Source organism: Streptomyces coeruleorubidus (assembly GCF_008705135.1).
In the GTDB taxonomy this organism is placed as follows: domain Bacteria; phylum Actinomycetota; class Actinomycetes; order Streptomycetales; family Streptomycetaceae; genus Streptomyces; species Streptomyces coeruleofuscus.
This window is the reverse complement of record NZ_CP023694.1, coordinates 597,688-618,917: the sequence shown is the minus strand read 5'-3', so window position 1 is coordinate 618,917 and position 21,230 is coordinate 597,688. Positions and strand designations below refer to the sequence as shown.

The 21,230-nt window shown below is 69.1% G+C and carries 17 protein-coding genes and 2 pseudogenes; 7 read left to right on the top strand and 12 right to left on the bottom strand.

The window, feature by feature from the left end; genetic code table 11:
* The first annotated feature begins 169 nt into the window (after window positions 1–169).
* Complete coding sequence (locus CP976_RS02920; RefSeq protein WP_150478866.1) at window positions 170–895, top strand: dienelactone hydrolase family protein; 726 nt, start codon at window positions 170–172, stop codon at window positions 893–895.
* Window positions 896–998: 103 nt separating this feature from the next.
* Here the strand turns inward: CP976_RS02920 and CP976_RS02915 are convergent.
* Together CP976_RS02915 and CP976_RS44285 are read right to left on the bottom strand one after the other, a co-directional pair.
* Window positions 999–1,517, bottom strand: a pseudogene (locus CP976_RS02915) (IS5 family transposase); the annotation flags it as partial.
* Between the two features lie 75 nt (window positions 1,518–1,592).
* Window positions 1,593–1,718 (bottom strand): hypothetical protein, encoded by a 126-nt coding sequence (locus CP976_RS44285; RefSeq protein ID WP_268250166.1) that lies wholly within the window; start codon window positions 1,716–1,718, stop codon window positions 1,593–1,595.
* 1,047 nt (window positions 1,719–2,765) lie between these two features.
* On the opposite strand from CP976_RS44285, the gene CP976_RS02905 reads away from it, so the two are divergent.
* The 4 genes from CP976_RS02905 (at window position 2,766) to CP976_RS02890 (ending at window position 8,047) form a co-directional block, all read left to right on the top strand.
* Complete coding sequence (locus tag CP976_RS02905; RefSeq protein WP_150478865.1) at window positions 2,766–3,407, top strand: (2Fe-2S)-binding protein; 642 nt, start codon at window positions 2,766–2,768, stop codon at window positions 3,405–3,407.
* 12 nt (window positions 3,408–3,419) lie between these two features.
* Entirely contained in the window at window positions 3,420–4,400 is a 981-nt protein-coding gene (locus tag CP976_RS02900) for an FAD binding domain-containing protein (protein ID WP_150478864.1), read from the top strand.
* Entirely contained in the window at window positions 4,397–6,583 is a 2,187-nt protein-coding gene (locus CP976_RS02895; protein WP_150478863.1) for a xanthine dehydrogenase family protein molybdopterin-binding subunit, read from the top strand. Before CP976_RS02900 ends, CP976_RS02895 begins: the two co-directional genes overlap by 4 nt.
* A 156-nt stretch (window positions 6,584–6,739) precedes the next feature.
* Window positions 6,740–8,047, top strand: a complete 1,308-nt coding sequence (locus CP976_RS02890) for an XdhC family protein (protein WP_150478862.1) — start codon at window positions 6,740–6,742, stop codon at window positions 8,045–8,047.
* 155 nt (window positions 8,048–8,202) lie between these two features.
* On the opposite strand, the gene CP976_RS02885 is transcribed toward CP976_RS02890, so the two are convergent.
* From CP976_RS02885 to CP976_RS02865, 4 genes are all read right to left on the bottom strand, one after another.
* Window positions 8,203–8,658, bottom strand: a complete 456-nt coding sequence (locus CP976_RS02885) for a MarR family winged helix-turn-helix transcriptional regulator (RefSeq protein ID WP_150478861.1) — start codon at window positions 8,656–8,658, stop codon at window positions 8,203–8,205.
* Between the two features lie 708 nt (window positions 8,659–9,366).
* Entirely contained in the window at window positions 9,367–9,825 is a 459-nt protein-coding gene (locus CP976_RS02880; protein WP_150478860.1) for a hypothetical protein, read from the bottom strand.
* A gap of 827 nt (window positions 9,826–10,652) precedes the next feature.
* A complete protein-coding gene (locus CP976_RS02870) occupies window positions 10,653–11,501 on the bottom strand; it encodes a helix-turn-helix domain-containing protein (RefSeq protein WP_150478859.1) in 849 nt (282 codons plus the stop codon).
* Window positions 11,498–11,995: an SRPBCC family protein gene (locus CP976_RS02865; RefSeq protein WP_150478858.1), complete on the bottom strand. Its 498-nt coding sequence runs from the start codon at window positions 11,993–11,995 to the stop codon at window positions 11,498–11,500. Before CP976_RS02865 ends, CP976_RS02870 begins: the two co-directional genes overlap by 4 nt.
* Before the next feature lie 1,208 nt (window positions 11,996–13,203).
* Between CP976_RS02865 and CP976_RS02860 the strand changes: the two are divergent.
* Window positions 13,204–13,404, top strand: a pseudogene (locus CP976_RS02860) (hypothetical protein); the annotation flags it as partial.
* 517 nt (window positions 13,405–13,921) lie between these two features.
* Here CP976_RS02860 and CP976_RS02855 read toward each other — a convergent pair.
* From CP976_RS02855 to CP976_RS02835, 5 genes are all read right to left on the bottom strand, one after another.
* Window positions 13,922–15,022, bottom strand: a complete 1,101-nt coding sequence (locus CP976_RS02855; RefSeq protein ID WP_150478857.1) for a PDR/VanB family oxidoreductase — start codon at window positions 15,020–15,022, stop codon at window positions 13,922–13,924.
* A 23-nt stretch (window positions 15,023–15,045) separates the two neighbouring features.
* Window positions 15,046–15,957 carry a metal-dependent hydrolase gene (locus CP976_RS02850; RefSeq protein WP_150478856.1) on the bottom strand — a complete coding sequence of 304 codons (912 nt, stop codon included), beginning with the start codon at window positions 15,955–15,957 and terminating at the stop codon, window positions 15,046–15,048.
* A gap of 87 nt (window positions 15,958–16,044) precedes the next feature.
* On the bottom strand, window positions 16,045–16,968 hold the full coding sequence (locus CP976_RS02845) for an alpha/beta fold hydrolase (protein ID WP_150478855.1): 924 nt from the start codon (window positions 16,966–16,968) through the stop codon (window positions 16,045–16,047).
* On the bottom strand, window positions 16,965–18,101 hold the full coding sequence (locus tag CP976_RS02840; RefSeq protein WP_150478854.1) for an MBL fold metallo-hydrolase: 1,137 nt from the start codon (window positions 18,099–18,101) through the stop codon (window positions 16,965–16,967). Before CP976_RS02840 ends, CP976_RS02845 begins: the two co-directional genes overlap by 4 nt.
* Window positions 18,102–18,105: 4 nt before the next feature.
* Entirely contained in the window at window positions 18,106–19,017 is a 912-nt protein-coding gene (locus CP976_RS02835) for an SDR family oxidoreductase (protein ID WP_208838924.1), read from the bottom strand.
* Between the two features lie 153 nt (window positions 19,018–19,170).
* Here CP976_RS02835 and CP976_RS02830 point away from each other — a divergent pair, with 153 nt between their 5' ends.
* Entirely contained in the window at window positions 19,171–19,815 is a 645-nt protein-coding gene (locus CP976_RS02830; RefSeq protein ID WP_150478853.1) for a TetR/AcrR family transcriptional regulator, read from the top strand.
* A gap of 732 nt (window positions 19,816–20,547) precedes the next feature.
* On the opposite strand, the gene CP976_RS02825 is transcribed toward CP976_RS02830, so the two are convergent.
* Complete coding sequence (locus CP976_RS02825) at window positions 20,548–21,180, bottom strand: TetR/AcrR family transcriptional regulator (protein ID WP_150478852.1); 633 nt, start codon at window positions 21,178–21,180, stop codon at window positions 20,548–20,550.
* Window positions 21,181–21,230 lie beyond the last annotated feature (50 nt).

Sequence of the window (21,230 nt, the reverse complement as noted above, 5' to 3'; positions counted from 1 at the left end):
TGCGCGCAGCGGCGTCCGGTGCGCCCGCCCTTCGGGCGGACGGCGGTTTGTTCACAGGCTCTGAGCTGAACCGCTGACGGGGTGGTTCCGGAATACGCCAGGGACCTGCCTTCTGCCAGCGGCAGAACACCGGCCCGACCGGACTCGACGATCACTACAGTCCAGGCTCATGACGACAGTTACAACGCGCACGATCGAATACGCGGCCGACGGCCTGACGATGATCGGGCACCTCGCGCTCCCGGCCGGTGTCGACCGCCGGCCCGCGGTCCTGGTCGGGCCCGAGGGGGTAGGGCTCAGCGACGTCGAGCGTCGCCGGGCCGATGCGCTCGCCGAGCTGGGATACGTGGCGCTGGCCTTCGACCTCCACGGCGGGCGCTATTTGGGCGACCCTGAGGAGATGTTGGCCCGTTGCATGCCGCTGCTCGCCGACCCCGACCGGATGCGAGGCATCGGCCACGCGGCGCTCGACGTGCTCCGCGCCGAGCCGCGGACCGACCCGGACCGGATCGCCGCCGTCGGCTACGGCACCGGGGGCGCAATCGCGCTGGAACTCGGGCGCGACGGCGTCGACCTGCGCGCGATCGCGACAGTCAACGGACTGACCACGGGCCGACCAGGCGAGACGGCGCGCATTCACTGCCCGGTGTGGGCCGGGGTCGGGTCAGAAGACCCGATCATGCCGCCCGCGCAACGGGACGCATTCACCGCCGAGATGCAAGCTGCGGGCGTCGACTGGCGCCTCGTGGTCTACGGCGGCGCCTTGCACGCCTTCCATCACCCACCGGTCGACCACATCGTGCTTCCCGGGGTCGGTTATCACCCTCAGCACGCGCAGCGAGCTTGGCGGGACGTCGTCGATCTGCTCGCCGAGTGCCTGCCCATAACGGAGTGATCTGGGCAGACTGGGGTGTGTTCACAGGCTCTGACAACTCCTGCATCTTCTCCTTCAAATGCGAAATCTCTTGAGATCATTTACGGGACAGCTCTTACAACGGCTAACACAATGAGCCGAGCTGTCGATGGGTGATGAGACAGCAGGCGAGTTTGAGGAACGCTTCATGGATGTCGGCCCGCCGTTCCCAGCGGATGCGCAGGCGTCGGAAGCCGTGGAGCCAGGCGAAGGTCCGCTCGATCATCCATCGGTAGGTGCCCAGTCCTGTGCCGTGCCGGGTGCCGCGGAGGGCGATGGCTGGCACGATGCCTCGCTCGCGGACCTGGTTGCGGTAAAGGTCGTGGTCGTAGCCGCGGTCGTCGAAGAGCGAGTCCGGCTTGCGGCGGGGACGGCCGACCCGGCCACGGACCGGTGGGATCGCGTCGAGCAACGGCAGCAGCTGGGTGACGTCACTGCGGTTGCCACCCGTCAGCAGAACCGCGAGCGGGGTGCCGTGCCCGTCGGTGATCAGGTGATGTTTCGAACCGGCCCGGCCCGGCCCGGCCCCGGTCGACCGGCGAGGGGCCCGTGTGGATCCCCCTTTTAACGCCCTGACGTGCGAGGAGTCGACCACGCAGCGGGACCTGCGAAGCGGCCCACCTCGTCGAGGGGCTCATGGGCATTGACGACCGACCCGGTATCTGCGCGCCCTGCACCGCTACGAGCAGACCACGCGCGGATGCGCCGACGACATCGTGGACGGCTCCATCGCCCCGCTGCGCCGACTGAACAGGATCAGCAATTCCTTGGTCCACACCGCCGTCACCCGTACCCGCGCCACCACGTTCGCCTCATCGGAAAGAGCATTACATTGCCGTCCCGGAACTGACCCGGCTCAGCCCACACGTCCTGGCCACACGTCGGCAGGATCACTCTCGTCGAATCGGGCGAGGCCGGTAGCGACACCCTGGTGCTGGACGCGATCCGCCGGACCGGGCGCACCGAGCAGGACCTGGTTCCCATAGTGCTCACTCACTGGCACCACGACCACACTGAGGCGCTGCGGCACTCGCCGAGCGGACCGGTGCCCAGGTCTGCGCCGGACGCGCCGACGCCCCGGTCATCGGCGGCCAGCAAACCGGCGTTCCCCCGGTCCTCACGCCCGCCGAAGATCCCCTCATGGCTCGCCTCGCCGGGCACATCCCCCGGCCCCGCCTGTCCGGTCCACCGCTAACTCGACGACGGCGACGTCCTCACCGACCCCGACGCCGACCCGCATGCCGAACTCGACCCGGGCCCCCTCATCCTCGCCATGCCCGGCCACACCCCGGCACCATCGCCATCCCCCTGCCCGGCGAACGCGTCGTCCTTACCGGCGACATCGCCGCGCACCTGAAGGAGGGCAGATCACACTCGGACCCTGCTACACCGACCGTGAGGCCACGGCACCCCCTCATCCGGGACGCCGCCGTCGCCTTCGCCGACTGGACCGACCCGCAGCCCCTTCTGAGCTTGTCTCGGCGATCCCCCAGCTACCGCTCTGGCCCATGGCCCACCACTACCTGCGCGGTCATCGCCTCCGCGCCCAGATTTCCAGCGGCGCCTTACTTCCCTGCGCTCGCAACCCCGCCCCGGCGAAACCCGCGTCATGGCCCACCATCCTCCGTGCGGCCGACCGGCAGGTCCTCCGTGGGCCGGCACACCCGTCCGTCATGGTTCTGCCGACGCGGGCTACTGCTCGAGGAGCAAGTATCAAGATGCTTGATGCAACTACGCTTGCTTGATTGTTCACAACGGTGAATGCTGGGCGAGGGTCCCGAACCTCCTGGATCGACGCGGCCGCCGGTACGCCCTGCCGGGACGCCACCCGTACGCCATCAAGGGAGTTGGCATGTCTACCGAACGTCCCGACTCGGCTGTGCCACCAACCGCCGAGTCCTGCTCGGCGCCTTCCCGGCGCACCTTCATCGCCACGACCACAGCCCTCGGGGGAGTCGTCGTGGCGGGTGGCATGGTGGCGGCGCCACCCCCGCTCGGCGCCGAAAAAGCGGTCGCCGCCGGGGCACCGCCCGGCGGCAGCGTCTCCTTGACGGTGAACGGCGTCCGCCACACCGTCACGATCGACAACCGCACCTCGCTGCTGGACCTGCTGCGCGAGCACCTCGACCTGACTGGTTCGAAGAAGGGCTGCAATGCCGGTGCCTGCGGCGCCTGCACCGTCCTGGTCGACGGACGCCGGGTCAACTCGTGCCTGACGCTGGCGGTGCGGCTGGAAGGTGCCGAGGTCACCACCATCGAGGGCCTGGAGAAGGGCGACAGGCTCCACCCGTTGCAGCAGGCGTTCATCGACCAGGACGCCTTCCAGTGCGGCTTCTGCACGCCGGGGCAGATCGTGTCCGGGGTCGGGTGCATCCAGGAAGGCCACACCGGTTCGCCGGAGGAGATCCGGGAGTGGATGAGCGGCAACCTGTGCCGCTGCGGCTGCTACGTGAAGATCGTGCGGGCGGTCGAGCAGACCGCCGAAAGGAAATGAGGGCCGATCGCCATGCATCCCTTCACCTACACCAAGGCCACGGACACGCGTGAGGCTCTCAACGCCGGTCGGCGCGGCGGGCGATACATCGCCGGCGGCACCACCCTGGTCGACCTGATGCGGGAGACCGTTGAACACCCCGGAACCCTGGTCGACATCAGCGCCCTGCCACTGCGCGAGGTCACCGTCACCATGAGCGGGGGCCTGCGCGTCGGCGCCCTGGTCCGCATGGCCGAGGCCGCCGCCCATCCCAAGGTCCGCGCCCTGTATCCCGTCATCTCGCAGGCGCTGGAGCTGAGCGCCTCGGCCCAGTTGCGGAACATGGCGTCCATCGGCGGCAACATCATGCAGCGCACCCGCTGCACGTACTTCCGTGACGTCACCGCCGACTGCAACAAACGTGAGCCCGGCACCGGGTGCGCCGCGCTGCACGGCTACAACCGCAGCCACGCGATCCTGGGCACCTCCGACAGTTGCGTGGCCACGCACCCCTCCGATCTCGCGGTCGCCCTCGCTGCCCTGGAGGCCACCGTTCACCTGCTGGGCCCGGACGGCGAACGCACCGTGCCCTTCGCCGACTTCCTGCTCCAGCCGGGCAACACCCCGAACCGCGAACAGGACCTCAAGCCCGGCGAGTTGATAACCGCCGTGCAGATCCCGGCGCACCCGCGCCCACTGAAGTCCGGCTACCTGAAAGTGCGCGACCGCCAGTCCTACGAGTTCGCGCTCACCTCGGCCGCGGTCGCGCTGCACATCCGCGGCGGCGTCATCCGCGAGGCGAAGGTCGCCGTCGGCGGGGTCGGCACCGTGCCCTGGAAGCTCCCTGCCGTCGAGCAAGCCCTCGTCGGCGAACGCCCCTCCGACCGGCTGTGGGCCGAGGCCGTGGGGCACGCGGCCGACGGGGCCCGCCCCCTCACGCACAACCGCTTCAAGACCGAGCTGCTCAAACGCACCGTCGAACGCCAGCTGAGCACCATCGGAGGCACCGCATGAGCCAGCCACAGGCAGCCGTCGGCGCGGCGGTCCCCCGGGTCGACGCTCGACTGAGGGTCACCGGCCGGGCGAAGTACGCCGCTGACAACAACCCCGACGGGGTCGTGCACGCCGTCATCGTCGACAGCAGTGTCGGCAAGGGCCGCATCACCGGCATCGACACCCGCGCCGCTCTCGCCGAGACCGGCGTCCTCACCGTCATCAACCACCTGAACGCGCCGGAACTGCCGCCCCGTCAAGGGGGATTCCCGCCGGGCGAGCCGCTGCGCGCCTTCCAGGACGACCGCATCCGGTTCTTCGGTCAGCCCGTCGCGGTCGTGGTGGCGACCACGCTGGAAACCGCACAGCACGCCGCGAGCCTGGTGAAGGTCTCCTACGACGCCCAGCCTCCCTCGACCGACATGAGCGTCGCCGACCCCGCCGGTGAACCGGAGACCTACGCACGCGGCGACACCGACGGGGCCCTGGACTCCGCCGCCGTCCGGTTGGAGACGACGTATCGGACGGCCCGCAACCACCACAACGCGATGGAACCGGCCGGCGTCGTCGCCCGCTGGGAGGGCGACCGGTTGACCGTCTGGGAGAAGACCCAGAACGTGGTGGGCGCCGTGCGCACCCTGGCCGGTGAGTTCGGCATACCGCCGGGCAACGTCCGTATCATCTCGCCCTTCATCGGCGGGGCCTTCGGCAACGCGGCCCGCACCTGGGTGCACTCCGTCATCGCCGCCATGGCCGCGCGCGAGGTGAAACGCCCCGTCAAACTGGCGCTCACCCGCAGGCAGTTGTACTTCGGCGTGGGCTACCGGCCGGCATACGAGTACGCGCTGCGCCTGGGCAGTAACCGCCGGGGCCGCCTGACCGCGTCGGCGCACGACGTCCGCTCCGAGACCTCCAGCTACGAAACGTACAGCGAAGACGTGCTGGCAGCCGGCCGGATGCTCTACAGCACGCCCAACGTCCGTCAGGTGTACCGGCATGTGCCGCTGGATGTGAACACCCCGACGTTCATGCGCGGCCCCGGCTACTCCAGCGGCGCCTTCACTGTCGAGTCGGCGATGGACGAACTCGCCCACGAACTCGGTCTGGACCCGATCGAGTTGCGACTGCGCAACGAACCCGCCGACGACGAGTCCATCAGGCTGCCGTTCTCCACCCGCCGCCTGCGCGACTGCTACCGCGTGGGCGCCCGTGAGTTCGGCTGGGAGCGCCGCAGGCCCAAGCCCCGCTCGACGCGCGACGGTGACTGGCTCATCGGTATGGGCATGGCCGCCGGCGTCTACGACACCGCACGATCCCAGTCCCAGGCATCCGTCCGGCTCGACGCCGACGGCACCGCCCTCCTCCAGTCCGCGACCAGCGACATGGGACCCGGCACCGCCACCTCCATGACCCAGCTCGCCGCCGACGCCCTGGGCCTGCCCATGCGCCGGGTGAGCTTCCGGCTCGGCGACTCCCGGATGCCCCCGGCCGCCGGACACTTCGGTTCGCAGACCATGGCCAGCGTCGGATCCAGCGTCCAGGACGGCTGCGACAAGGTGCGGGGGCAGGCCATCACCCTCGCGATCGCGGACGAGGGGTCACCACTGCACGGCGTCGACCCCGCCGACGTGGTGGTGCGCGGCGGCCGTCTGCATGTGAAGGACAACCCCGTGCGCGGGGAGACCTACCAGCGGCTCCTGGCCCGCAACGACCGCACCCACCTCGAAGCGCTCGGCACGTACGCCGGAGCGTCGGAATCGGAGAAGTTCTCCTTCTACGCCTACGCCGCGACCTTCGCCGAAGTGGCCGTCGACGCCCGACTCGGCCTGGTACGGGTCCGGCGCATGGTCGGCGTGTACGACGCCGCCCGGATCATCAACCCGAGACTCGCCGACAGCCAGGCCATCGGGGCCATGGTCGGCGGTATCGGTCAGGCCCTCCTGGAGCACACGGTCACCGACCACCGCGACGGCCGGATCGTCAACGCCAACTTCGCCGACTACCTCGTGCCGACCCACGCCGACATCCCCGAACTGAAGGCGATCTACATCGAGGGGGAGGACTTCGAGGCCGACCCGATCGGCGTCAAGGGACTCGGGGAGGTCGTCCTCGTCGGCGTGGCGCCCGCCATCGCCAACGCGGTCTTCAACGCCACCGGCCGCCGGGTCCGCGAACTGCCCATCACCCCGGAAGCCCTCCTCTGAACGAACGCCCGGGTGGGGCCGGTCCGCCCACCCTGGCGCTCCCACCAGTATCCGGCGACCAACCACGCCACACTGCCGGGTACCCCGGCCGCCGCCGCGCCCTCCTCTCCCAGTGCGCGGCGGCGGTCCCCAAGTCCCCCTTACGGAAAGCCCGCCATGCTGAACATCGCGGACACGTTGCATCAGTGGTGCCGCGAGGCCCGCCCCTTCGCCCTCGCCACCGTCGTCCACGTCAGCGGCAGTGCACCCCTGCCCGTCGGCACCGCACTGGCCGTGGACAAGGACGGCATCGCGGTCGGCAGCATCTCCGGAGGCTGTGTCGAAGCGGCGGTCTACGAACTGTGCCAACAGATGCTGGCCGACCGCGGTGCCCCCGCCCGAGCCAGGTTCGGCTACTCCGACGACGACGCCTTCGCCGTCGGCCTGACCTGCGGCGGCGAGATCGACGTCCTGGTCCAGCGCGTGGAACCCGGCGCCGAGCCCCACCTCGTCGCCGCCCTCGAAGCCGTACTCGCGGGCCGCTCCTGCGCCGTGGCCCAGGTCATCGACGGCCCTGGTGAACTAGTCGGCCGTACGTTCCACGTCCCCGACGAGGGGGCCCACGACGGCACTCTCGGCGAAGAGAACGAGGACCGGGCGGTCGTCGAGCAGGCCCGTGCGCTCCTGCGGGCGGGCCGCACCGCCCGGATCGAGGTCGGCGGTGGTGGGGGAGAAGCCGAGAGCCCGGGGGACAGCACCTGCCCACGGAAGCTCACCGTCCTCGTACACGTCCACGCGGCCCGCCCCCGCATGCTGATCTTCGGCGCCATCGACTTCGCCGCCGCCCTCAGCCAGGCTGGGAGCTTCCTCGGCTACCGGGTCACCGTCTGCGACGCCCGCCCGGTCTTCGCAACCGCCGCCCGCTTCCCGCACGCCGACGAGGTCGTCACCGGCTGGCCCCACCGTTACCTCGCGGCCACCGAAGTCGATCCCCGCACCGCCGTCTGCATCCTCACGCACGACACGAAGTTCGACATTCCGCTCCTGCGGCTGGCGCTGACCCTGCCCGTCGGCTACGTCGGCGCCATGGGCTCCCGACGCACACACGACCGGCGTATCGACCTGCTACGCGAGGCCGACGTCCCCGAGGAACAACTGGCCCGTTTGAACTCCCCGATCGGCCTGGACCTCGGCGCCCGCACGCCCGAGGAGACAGCGGTGTCCATCACGGCGGAGATCATCGCCCGGACCAACCACGGCACCGGTCTGCCCCTGTCGCGAGGCACCGGCCCCATCCACCGCCCGGCCGACGCCGGCGGCCGCCTGGTCGGCCGGGATGCTGTGATGGACCGGGGGACGGTTGCGGCAGGCAGGCCGATTGCGCAGATCACCGGCCCGGGCGACGGCGTGCCGTCGGCACCGACGGCGAGCCACCGAACGAGCCCGGTCTCTACCGCCGCCCCGAAGACATCTTCCTCGCCCTGATCGAACCTCCCTGATCGAAGGGGAGGCTTCGTGAGTGACGGCCGGAAACCGCATCCGGCTACCAGGCGGCTTCACTCCCCGCTTCGGGTGGAGGCCGTACGGCTGCGGCTGAACGTGGCGCGACAGCACGATGGCGCTGATGGGTGCCGGACCCGTCACGCCTCCCGGAGCACGTCGCCCACCTCATCGAGAAGTTCCCTCAGTTGCGCGGTCTTCTCGGGTCCCAGCTTCTTGGCGATCCGCTGTTCGATCTCCACGATCACGGCATCGGCAGGGCGCAGGACGTCGCGGCCGGTGTCGGTGAGATGAAGCTCCTGCACATGGCGGTGGCGCGGGTGGGGTCGGCGTTCCAGTAGGCCCCGCTCCTCCAGGCGGGCCACCTGGGAGGCCACCGCCTGTGGGGTGACGCTCAGATGGCGGGCCAGCTCCGCGCCGGTCATGCCGGGATGTCTGTGGACGCTCATCAGCACGGCGTACTGCGCGGCTGCCAGGCCCAGCGGCCGCAGCCGCTGATCCTTGCGCGCTTGCACGGCCCACTCCGCACGCCGCAGCGCCCAGGTCACCCGGTCCAGGGCGTCGGCAGCGATCGGCCCCTCATCGTCCTGTCTCACGCCCCGATAATACGGCACCTGAGCTGGCATCAAGTAGATTGATACTTGGCAGCGAGTGTCCCCTCGTACCCTCGCGTCAGCCCGCCGCCCCGGCTCCGCCGCCGCATCGGTGGGCCTCCGGCCGTCCGCCCCGTATCCGGATCGGGCGACACGACCGCGGGCTTCCTGGAACACCGGCGTGCAGGTAGAGCGGTACGTCCAGGCGTGCGGCGCTCTCCAGGACCGGTGCGCAGTCGGGGTGGTCGAGGAAGCGGCCCTGGGTGGTGCCGTGACTATCTGAGGCGTGCCTGCCAAGACGTCTCCATGGGAGTCGGGGTCGACGAGTCGACGTTCAGGAGCCGGGCAGACGAGTTACGAGAACGCGCGTACCGAGCAATGGCGAAGACCCCTCCCGCAGATGCCGATGACTTCTTCTACGGGCCCTTCGCTACCCAAATGAGGTGGCTGCAACAGCAGGTCGAGGACGCCGTGCGGCGTAACGATCGTGCGCTTGCCGACTGGTTGCGTGATCCAGGAGCGGATCCGCGCAGCCCATTCGCTCACCACGACCCATGGGAGGGTGCGCGGATGCAGCGGCAGGTATCAACTAGCCATCTTTACCAGCTAATCGAACGGGGCGAATTGCACCTCGCACTGGCGAGATCACTTCGTAGGAGCCCTTGGCCAGGTGCGGGGGCGGCTCGGGAGATGCGAGCCGCCATCAGCAAGCTAGGCGTTCGGCCAGAACTGTGCGATGTAGCGCTCGACTCCGTGCACCACACCGTGCTGGGTCTGCGCAGATGCCGCCTCGCGGCCGGTGCACACCACTCGCACCGTCCAGACGCCCGGCCCGTCCGACAACTCGATCGCCTTTAGCATCGGTCCTGCCGCCATCCCCCTGGCGCGCAACTTGCCCGAAGAACAAACGATGCCTGCCAAAGCTGTCTCGTCCCACTCTCCGGCCGGCACTGCAGGCTCCCCGTCCCAGATCTCCACCGTCAGGGACGCGGTGTGGGTGGGCCCGGCACTGTAGAAATCAAGGCGCCCAGGGTGAGCAGTGAGGAACGTGCCGTTCTCGAAACCCTCAGGGAACAGCACAGGAACCTGCGTGTCGTCGAAGTCCTGCAAGGCCCATCCGTTGTAGTCCACGTTCACCGGATACTCCTGGCGCCTGATCAGGCTTGCCACCTCACCCACTCCTTGTCGTCGTCTGGTGCGATGGGCTCCATCATTCGCGGTAACTGCGCAGACATGACATGACACATGGCTTATTTCGAAAGACTTGTAAGTGGCTTGACTCAGTCATTGAGCTCTTGCCATCCTCAGTCACACCGTTGACCTGCACTGATGCGCGCGGGATCCGCCGGGTGGTGTCATTGATGGCGTTACCGCGGTGGTCTGGCAGGGACAGAGGGCCGACGTGCACGCTGGCCCGGAGTCGCAGGACGGGACTACTGGCCAGACGCTGCCCCTCGTAGCGCACCAACGCCGCATTCAGTCGGCCCAGCAGCGGGTCCATGAGCCGGGCCAGTACCAAGGGCGGGAACAGCAGGATCGCCCCCATCACCACTGTCCTTGTAGCCGCCGGGAAGTTCCTGTGGGTCGGGCAGTTGACATTCGGCGAGTACGGTCGCCACGACGTCGTCCACGTCGCACCGGGCGGCGGCCATCCTCGCCTCGGGGATCTGGCTGTACTTCTCCATGTCGATCGCCACGAGGGCGAGTTCGGCGGGTACGTCCAAGGGCTCTGCGTGCAGAGGCGCATCCATCGGGCACCGTCCTTTCAGCACAGGCGATCAGGGAAGTGCCCATGCTGATTGGGCGGGGCAGCCGCCGCTGCCCAGTAGTGGGCAAGCCTGAAGTGCGGCCTGTCACGCCTGCGTACGCGCGTGCGATTATGGCCGAGCTCGTGAGCGTCCGGAAAATACGGGCTCGCGCGCGACTGGGTTTGGCACCCCGCAGGATGTTTGCGATGAACGGCCAGATGCCGAATGAGTTCCTCGGCGCCCCGATTGTCAGCGGGCTTCGCTGAGCCGGGACGCGCGCATGAGATCGAGTTGGTCGGCGCCGCGGGTTCCCGGGGCCGCTGTGTAGGTGACGATGCGCAGGTCGACTCCCGGCAAGGTCAGCACGTCGCAGTCCAGGGTGACATCGCCAAGCTCGGGATGGCTGATCGTCTTCACGTCCCCAGCCAGCTGCTCCATGCCCGCCACGGCCCACAGTTCACCGAAGAACGGCGAGGCCCTGCGCAACCCGTCCACGAGCGCGGCCAGCTCCGGGTCGGTCGGATAGCGGGCGACCGCTTCGCGCAGGTCCGCGACGATCGCCGTCTCGAACGCGTACTGTCCGGCCGACGATGAGACGGGGTACAGGTGCCAGCGCCCCTCTCCCGTGCCGAAGAGTGCGCGGGCGAGGTTGCGTTCGGCGGGCGCCAGGCCGGACGGGTCGCCGTGCAGAGCCGTCCACATGTCGTTCCACCACAGCAGGCTCCAGTCGGCGGCGAACACGCCGATTGGGAGGTCGCCGAGGCGGGCGACGAGGCGGCGGATGCTCGGGGGCACGTGAGTGCCGACGGTATGGTCGCGCGGGGCGAGCAGGCCGGCAGCGCGGAAGAACCGGTCGCGTTCGGCCGGGGTGAGCCGCAGCGCGCGGGCGACGGCCGAGACCACCTGCGCGGAGGGATTGGTGGCCCGGCCCTGCTCCAGGCGCAGCACGTACTCGACGGAGAGACCGGCGAGCTCGGCGAGTTCCTCGCGGCGCAGGCCAGGGGCGCGGCGGCGGGCCGACCGGGCGTAGCCGGCATCGGCCGGGTCGAGGCGGTCGCGCCAGCCGCGCAGTAAGACGCCGAAGCTCAGGTCGCTCACTCCTCCATGATGCCACCGGGTGTTTCCTGCACCACGGTCACCATCCTGGTGAGTGCAGCGCGCATGAAGCGGGCCCAGAGCGGCTTGAACGGCCCCGCGACGATCCAGCGGCGGCCTGGCAGCGGCCGGAAGTCGTACGTCCATCGGATCGACGTGCCGGTGCCATCGGGCAGGAACGACCACTCGCCGCGCACCCCGGAGATCAGCTTGGCCAGCACATTGGTGAAGCCACTCAGCTCATAGGCGAACCCGTGCCCCTCCGCGATCTCGGTAAGCCGCTCGTCGGCCTTGGAGCCGTCGGTGAACCAGGTCTGGCGCGACGTCCCCGGCCGGTTCCAGGTGCCGGTCTGGTCGCGCACTTCCGCGACGCCGGGGAACGGTCCCCACGGCTTGAACACCTGGGCGAGGTCGATCGGCACGATGACCTGGTAGGTGTGCGCGGGGCTGGACGTTGTACGGGCGAAGACGGTGATCGGGACACTCGTTTTGGTCATGCCACGAGCATCGCGGCCAGCGCCTGCCCGAGGCAGACACCTGTCAGTACATACCCTCGCGGTCTCGTCGTGTTCGCCGTGTCAACGGCGCAGTGTCCGTCGTGTCGTCGCCGGAGCGCTGCTGGCTGAGAAAGTTTGGTGTGAGACGCCATCCCGAAGGTCCGCAACCGATCAATCGGGCCGGCCGCTGTTCTGGCAGCGACCCGACCAAAAGCTTCTGCTCCCGCAATAGCCCAGCAGCTTCGGTGCCCCCCGTTCCGCGCGGCGCATGTCTTCGCCCTCTGGCGCATGGCAGGGCTTTTTGAACAACACGGGCGAGTTGACGAAGCAGTGTCGTGCGCGAAGAAACTCGCCCAGCAAGGCAACACATCTGCGCTCCACCTCACAGCATTCCTCACAACGCGACAAGCCAACCACGAGGAGGCACTTTCCTGGTACAGGAAGGCAGTCTTGGCTGATACTTCCCGCTGGCCCTATCGCCCGGCAGGCACGATGCACGGGGCGGGCGGGTCCGCGCCTACTGCGTGCGCAGACGCCGTACGGCCGATGTCGACGGGATCGTGGCTTCCCTGCGCAGGCGGAGGGTGTTGATCGAGCAGCCGCTTAGGCGTCAACGCAGCGTGAGGCTCCGGCCGTTCGCCAGAGTGGGAAACTACAGCCTGTCGGCCGCGACGCAACTTCTCACCAGCCTGCGACGAATCGCGCTGATATGTCTGAGCTGCCGCCTGTGCAGCTGACGGGGAGGAAGCGTCTCGGGATCGGCGTCGTAGCTGTACGGGTTGCCGACCGTGGGCGGTCTGCGTAGATTCCTGAACACACAAGATCCCCGGAAAGCACCCGGAGCGGCCCTGGAATGGAAACTGCTCGGCGGAACGAGCCGTTTTGATCGAACAGGCCGGAAGTGCGTCCTTCCGTCCAAGAGATGTGTGAACGCGATCGGGGTCATTCGCCTGCCCAGGCGTGGGATGCAGCGGATCCGCTGGCTCTGACCGGCCTCGCCGGAGCCTTGCGCGGAAGGCGGCCGTACGACAGCTACTGGATGAACTCCCGCGCACCCGGCTCGACGGGCAGAGGGGCGAGGCGGGCCACAATCCCGGGGCGGGCAGCCTCGGCGACGAGGTTGCCGGCGGGCGCTGGAATGCGGACTTCTGCTGACTTCGAGGGACCTGCACCTTCTTGACCTGCGGAAACGTCTAGCAATCCAATGGTTCTGGAACTGGATCGGGCGATCTCAAGAAGAGATCGAACAGGCGCGTCGGGACTGGATGGAAGGGACACGGTTCGGCGAGGTGAAGGGGTACGACGGTGATCCGCTGCCGGCCCCCGAGCTGCCACCGACGTCTTTGAAGCCGCGGGGAAGGATCCGTTGGCCTGCGGAAACAACTGATCATTCGGTGCTGGGTGGGTGACGCGCTGGCGGGTGCTGTCTCCTGCCTGGCGGCCGCTCGCGGGGAGCGGATGCGTGCCGCAGCTACGGTTTCCGGTGCGGGGCGGTTCCAGGGTTTGGCTGTCTGTGGGCAGCTGTGGCAGGACTCTTGCTAACCCTTTGCTTACTCTACTGACGCGTCATCAGGTGCCGTCGGCGGCTCGTGTTCTACCTCGCGGGGGTGGGGTGGTCATCGTCGGCTGAGTGGTCACCGATGGATTCCGACCTGGCGGGCGACCGAGTCGCATCCTGGTCTCAGGACCTGGCGCTCGGCCAACCAGCAACCTTCCGCTCCGGGCAGTGGAACCCGGCGCCCCACCCGGCGTGACAACCATGCCGCCGGCCTGACCACCATCAGCTCCGGAAAGCGAAAAGGTTCACCGACACCGTCGGCAGTCGGTAAGGGGGACGGGTGCGGGCTCGGTCCTCGTCGGAACACCCCTTGGTTACGCATGCGAGGGCGTCAGGCAAGACTTCCTCGACGGATGCTCGGCCATCGCTCACACATCCAGCACCAACCGCTCTCCTTCCGGTGCACGCGAGACGCAGGGCAGCATGGCGCCGGCCGCACGTTCGGTGGCCGTGAGCCGGCGGTCACGATGATCGACATGGCCATGGACCACCCGTACCCGGCAGGTGCCGCAAAACCCCTGGCGGCAGGAGAACGGCAGGTCCGGCAGGGCATCGTGGAGAACATCCAGGGCGGAGCGGTCGTACGGCACCGGCAGAACCCGTCCGGTGTCGCCCAGCTGAAGTTCGAAGGGACGGCCGTCCGCGATCGGGGCCGGGGCGAAACGCTCGAAGTGCAGGGCTGACGCGCGGCTCCCACCGAACGCGCGCCGAACGCCGTCGATCATGGGCGCGGGCCCGCAGCAGTACACCGCACCCGCCGCCGGGCTCACGCACAGCAGATCGGCTGCTTCGGGCACGCCGGACTCGTCGTCAGGACGGATGGAGACCCGGCCAGGGGCTGCGGCGGCGAGTTCGGCCAGCTCTGCCGCGAAGGGCATCGAGCCGCGACTGCGGCCGGTGTGCACGAGCCTCCAGTCCAGCCCGCGTCGGGCGGCTTCCCGAGCCATCGGCAGGATCGGGGTGATTCCGATGCCACCCGCGATGAGCAGGAGGGATGCTTCGGCGGCGAAGGGGAACGCGTTCCGGGGCCCGGTGACGGCGACCCGCATACCCTCTCCGAGGGCGTCGTGTACCTCGGCCGAACCGCCTTTGCCGTTGGCGATACGGCGCACCGCGATGCGGTACCGGTGCCGGTCGGCAGGGTCGCCGCACAGCGAGTACTGCCGCTTGCGGCCGGAGGGCAGGTGCAGTTCGATGTGGGCGCCGGGCTGCCAGGGCGGCAGTGTTCCCCCGTCGGGCGTTGCCAGCCGCAGGGAGACGACATCCTCGGCCTCTTGGTGCTTGGCAACGACCACCAGTTCCCGGATCACGGGCATCTCGGTGGCCGGTGGGCGCCTGGGAGGAGTGCTGCGCCGCGCGAGTCGCGTGACCGCGTTGTCGCTGAAAGCCGCCAGCTTCTGCATGAAGGAGTCGCTGCGCGGCCTGCCGTACAGGTCCGGCGGCCGGGTGACGGGTGTGCTGATGTCCATGGGATGCCTCACTGGTTGCCGGGTCATCGGGCAGCCGCTCGGGCGGCGGGGGACGCCGCCAGGTAGGCGACCGCCTGCTGAGTCGAGCCGTCCTGGGTCGGGTGGTAGCCGGGGTGGAAGTAGCGCAGCACCGAGCGGGCGAACGCGCCCGGCCGGGGCAACAGGTCCTTGCGGGCGGCGGCCAGGTAGTCGCGGAAGCGGACCTGGACCCGTTCGTCGAGTTCGGGGTCGGCGCTCATCAGGAAGCGGACTCCGCGGATCCACAGCCGGGTCAGCACCGGAGCGGTGACGAGCATGCCGACCACTCGGCGCCGGTACCGGGGATCGAGGTGCACCAGCAGGTCGAACGCGACCGAACGGTGTTCGACCTCCTCCGCGCCGTGCCAGCGGAACAGATCGAGCATCGCGGGGTCCGCGCCGGCCTGGTCCAGGTGCCCGTTGTCGAGAATCCAGTGACCCATGTACGCGGTGAAGTGCTCGAAGGCCGCTATGAGGGCGAGCCGTTGGAGGAGGTGCGCGTGTGCGGCGGCCGGCGTCAGCTCCGGCCGGTCCCCGAGCACCCTTCGGAAGATCCACTCGGACTGCCGGGTGTACGGAGCCGGGTCCAGCCCCTTGGCGAGCAGGTGCTCCAGGACCTCCTGGTGCGCCTCGGCGTGCATCGCTTCCTGGCCGATGAACCCGCGTACGTCCTCGCGCAGCCGGTCATCGGTGATCAGTGGCAGTGCCTGCTCGAAGGTGCGCACGAACCAGCGTTCGAGCTCGGGGAGCATGAGGTGGAGCACATCGAAGGTGTGGGTCGCGAAGGGCTCACCCGGCAGCCAGTGCAGCGGGGTGGCGCCCCAGTCGAAGGTGACGTCCCGGGGTTGCAACACCAGGTCGTGGTGGTCGATGGGCTCGGACGGACGTTCCGGGTGGGCAGGTGCGGCTCGGAACATGACAGGTTCCTCCTCCGTCAGCGAACGGTGTGTGTGAGGGGGCGGTCAGCAGTCGTCCAGTACTGCCGGTCTGTTACTGCTGGGCTGTCAGATCGGGTGCGCGGTGTGGTCCGTATTGCGGCGGGAGCCGTCTTCGACGCGGTGGGCGAATTCCGCGATCCGGGACGCGATCTCCTCGGGGTGGCTGAGCTGTACCCAGTGCCCGGCGTCGATCGGGCGCCGTTGTATGTGGCGCGTCCAGTGCTCCACTCCGTACGACAGCACCGGGGTGACGCAGAAGTCGCGCGTGGGGATGATGAGTTGAACCGGCACGGTGGTCGGCCGGTCCCGGGGACGCAGCAGGCGGGGCAGCATGTTCGCGCGGTACAGGGCGGTGCCGCGCGCGGCGTCGCGGGCCAGCGTCGGCGCGGGGTAGGGGGTGTGCTCGGGCACGCCTTGGGAGCCGGTGAGGAAGGTGCGCCAGCGGTGTCCCAGTGCTCGCCAGGTCAGCGCGGGCAGGAGCGGAAGGTGGAAGTAGGCGATGTACCAGGACCGTGCGGCCTGCCGCAGTAGCTTCGGCAGATCCGGATGTCGCGGCCGCAGGCGGGCACGGATCAGGTGGCCGACGTGGTCCAGGCAGGGTCCGGAGATGGAGGTGAACGAGGCGATCCGCCCGGCCAGGCGAGTGCCGGTGACCGACTCCCAGGAGTGGATCGATCCCCAGTCGTGTCCGACCAGGTGCACCGGGCGGTCGGGGCTCACGGCGTCGAGAACCGCCTCCAGGTCGGCTTCCAGGCGGGACATCCGGTAGGCGCTCAGCCCCCTGGGCCGGTGGGAGGCACCGGCTCCCCGCACGTCGAAGGCGGTGACGTGGAAGCGATCGGCCAGGCGCTCGGCGACCGGGCGCCACACGGCGCTGGTGTCCGGATAGCCGTGGACCAGCACCACCGGGGGAGCCGTGGACTCTCCCCATTGGTAGGCGGCTAACTCCACGCCGTCCGCAGCGATCCGGAGGGCGGCCGGGTCGGTCATCGGCCACCGCCGGCGGGGGTCAGTTCGCCGTAGTTCAGACCGCCGTGGAGGAAGCTGGGCAGCACCGGCCAGTGCCGTTTGAAGGGGGCCAGCTCCGAGGAGGGCAGGATCTGCAGCCAGCGCGGATCGCGCCGGCTGGGATCGGCGAGGGTCTTCTCCTTGACCATGGAGTCGTACTGGTCGAGGGAGTCCTCCAGGGTGTTGGCGTTGGGCACCACCTCACGGCCGTAGAACGCGGCGTGGCGGCGCACCCCGGGGATGCGGGAGAGCTCGGGCTGCCAGTTGTCGGCCGAGATGCCGTTCTCGGAGGAGACCCACACGCCGTCGGGGGTGTTCAGCACCAGGGAGTGGTTGCCGTCCGTATGGCCGGGGGTCCACAGCAGGCTGACGCCGACACCGAGTTCGACGTCGCCGTCGAAGGCGGTGACGCGCTCGGCCGGTACCCCGTCCATGCCTCCGTCGACGTACCAGGCCCACTGCATCGGATGCGTCGATTCGAAGGTGCCCAGCTCCCTGCGGTGCACCAACAGCTGGGCGCGGGGGAACAGCGCTTCCCGGGGTGCCCGTTCGCCGGGAATGATGCTGGTACTTCCCATGATCATGCGCACGTCCTGGACGTGCAGGTGGTCGAAGCTGACGAAGTCCACGTCCTCGGGTCGCAGACCGCAGGAGGGCAGGACGGTGTTCGGGTCCTGGTAGTAGCGGGCGAAGACGTGCTCGGTGAGAAAGTCCCCCGCCAGACGCTTGAGTTGGGCGTAGAACGGCGCTTGAGCCGTTCCGGCGGCGACGGTCGGCTCCCACACCAGTGTTTTCGGCTCACCGTCGAAGCCGTCGAACTGCACGACGAGCATCCGGTTGACAATGCTCACGAACGGGTTGAGGGCGAGCGCGGCGCCGTGGAAGCCGAACCGGGTCGGGTACGGGGCGGCGGCGATGTCGAAACTGCGGACGGCGTGGATGCGGCCCTGCTGGACGAACCGCTCACGGTAGGCGGCCGCGGCGCTGCGCACGGCGCGCAGCCGGTCACCACGGGGCCATACGTCGTGGACACCTTCGAATTCGGGGATGGGACGCGGAGCGGCGGCGTCCTGGGCCTTCTTCGCGCTGGGCGCCGGCTTGGGCGTGGTGGTCACGGGCTCATCCTTCGGGATGGCGGGCGGTCCAGGTGCGCTGCTCGTAGGCCGCGCGGACCGACCGGTCGGACAGGGCGGCGAGCTGGTCGGGGACAAGGAGGTGATGCAGGGCGTCGCGGGCACGGCCCGGCAGCAACGCGGCCAGCCGGGTCAGGGCGGCTATCTGGCGTGGAACGAAGACCTCGAACCGCGGGCGCAGCACGACGTCGAGCACCGCGTCGGCCACCTGATCCGTCGTCAGGCGTCGGGTGGGGCCGGTCGCGGTGCCCACGGCCAGCTCGGTGTCCACGACGCCGGGCATCACCAAGGACACGTGCACGCCGGTGCCGCGCAGTTCGGCGCGGACGGCTGTGCTGTAGCCGTGGACGGCGTGCTTCGTCGCCGCGTAGGTCGCCTCGCCGGCCGGGGCGACCTTGCTGGCGGCGGAGGCGATGTTCACCACGTGGCCGCGACCGCGTTTCCGCATCCCCGGGATCACGAGTTTCATCCCTCGCAGTACGCCGTGGACGTTGACGTCGAACTGGCGCAGGGCGGCTTCCTCCGGTTCCTCCTCGGAGGGGCCCACCCACATGACTCCGGCGTTGTTGATCAGTACGTCGATCGGCCCCAGCCAGGTCTCGACGGTGCGCAGGAAGTCCTCGAAGGAAGGTGTGTCGGTGACGTCGAGAGACAGCCCGAGCAGCCGGCCACCGGGATGCGCGCCGATGGCACCAGCCGTCTCCATGGCAAGCGCTTCGTCGAGATCGCCGATCGCCACGGCGGCTCCGGCTGCGGCGAGCCGGGCCGCGACCGCGCGCCCGATTCCGCGGCCCGCCCCGGTGACCGCGATCACTCGGCCGGTCAGCGGTTGTGTGCGGGGGAGCCTGTCGCGGTCTTCTCGGCTGAACGTGTACGGGTATTTGGGCGGTGCTGCCACGATCGAGCCCCTTTCTTGCCCTGAGCATGAGCGGAACGCTGAGCGGCAAGCGGCCCCCACGCACCTTCTGACACGATGCCGTGTCAGATGAACTGACAAGCTAGAGTGTCAGTTCGGAGTACACCGGTGTCAACACCTCTGCGAAGGGGAAAAATGACCGGCACACAGACCGCCGGGCGGCGCTACGGCGGACGCGACGCGGCGCAACGACAGCAGGAGCGCCGCACGCGCCTCATCCAGGCGGGCCTCGACCTGTTCGGCACGGTCGGATACACCTCGGTCTCCGTCAAGCAGGTGTGCTCGCATGCCGGACTGACCGAGCGCTATTTCTACGAGTCGTTCCGCGACCGCGAAGACCTTCTCGCCGGGGTCTACAACGAGCTGATCACTACGATCCAAACCGAAACCGCACAGGCCGCAGCCGCTACCGCACCCGATGTCGACGCCCAGCTGCGCGCCGGCCTCGAGGTGTTCATCCGCACACTGGCCGGCGACGCCCGCATGGCCCGCGTGGTGCTCATCGAGGTCGTGGGCGCCAGCCCCCGCCTCGAAGTGCGCCGCCGTGAGGTCCTGCACGAATTCGCCGCACTGATCGCCGCCGTCGTCGTCGCACCGCTCCCTGACCCGGAAGCCTCCTCCAGCCGGCTCACCATGACCGCGATGAGCCTGGTCGGGGGAGTCAACGAACTCCTCGTGGACTGGACCCTCGGCCACCAGAACGCCACCGTCGAAGAACTGATCGACCTGTGCTACACCCTGTTCACCGCGGCCTATCGAGCCATCAGCGATCAGCCCTGATCCCGCAGGCCCGCATGCCTTCAGGAGCTTCCTGCGCCTCCCGGCAGCCTCATGGCCCCTGTTTACCGGTCCGGCGCACTCTGCGGCTCTGTTCAGAGCAGGCAGGCCGGTAAGACCCATCGCGCTGAATGGAGGTGCGGCGCACCTGCTGGCCATCGACTGTCGGACGGGTTCCGTACCCATCGTCCATCCGGAAGCGACGCAAGGCGATCGGGCTGAGCGGCTGCGAACCATGACGGGCCCGTTGACGCCCGGGCCGGACACGCAAGAGCAGTGCTCGACCAACAGGGGCGGTTTCCGGCGAGGCTGAAGTCGGCACCGTGTGCGCGGATCTTCCGGTTCGCACGAGCCTGACAAGTGGTGCGTGACCGGCCGCCGAGCGGGACTGTGCGCCGACGTGAACGACGCCGCCGCCCCCGGCTGAAGCGGTCGGGCCCCTCGCGGGACAGCGAGAGCCAGGTGAGAGACACACACATGGTCGCCCCGCCGGCGGGGCACTGACAGCCTCAACGAGTGGAGAGGTGCGCTGAGATGGAGCCACCACCGGCCTGACGATCCACCTCGGCGTCGATCCACCGGAGCGGCACGGATGGGAACGTACGGTCTGGCACTCGCCCGTCCGCATCCCAGGCTCGTTCAGATGCGCGAGCAGCGGCCGGTCGCGTGCCGGTCGCGACCGATGGTCCAAGGCGGGTGACGCGGCGGTCTGGTCCGGAAGGGCGCGACGTGCTGCTACGGGTGTGGGTCACCGGCGGCGGGAGCGCCCAGCAGATCCTCCAAGCCGGCCGATACCCCCGCCAAGAGATCACGCCGCGGGTCGATGAGCCACTGGAGCTGGAGGCCGTCCCACATCGCGACAAGGGCCGCCGCGATCAGTTCGGGGTTCCTCCGGTTCGAGATGCGACCCAGGTCCTGGTCCCGGCGTACCGCGGTCGTGAAAGCGGTGACGACCCGCTCGTACCTGTCACGGAACCACTCGTGCGCCGGGTGGTCGGGAGCCGAGGCCTCCGCGGCCATCAAGGCGAGGAGCCGCAGCATCTCCTGCCTTTCCAGGTTGCGGCGGACGTACCGCAGGACCGCGTAGACCACACCCTTTCCCTGGCTGTCCGACTCGAAGGAGTCGATGCTCGCGGAATCGGCGTTTTCGAGGACGGCCACGAGGAGCTCGCTCTTGCTGGGAAAGTGGTGCACGACGCTGGTCAGGCTCAGGTCGAGCTGCTTGGCGATCTCCCGCAGGGACCCTCCCCGGTAACCGCGAGCCGCGAACACAGCGGTAGCTGAGGCGACGATCTCGACCCTGCGTTGTGCGCTCTTGGCGTATGGGCCTCGGCGAGTGGCCGGACGGGCCGCCGTCTTCTCGGTCATGCCCCAAGCCTAAGCGGGCGGTGCTGAGCAGTGGCCGAAACAGAGTCCAC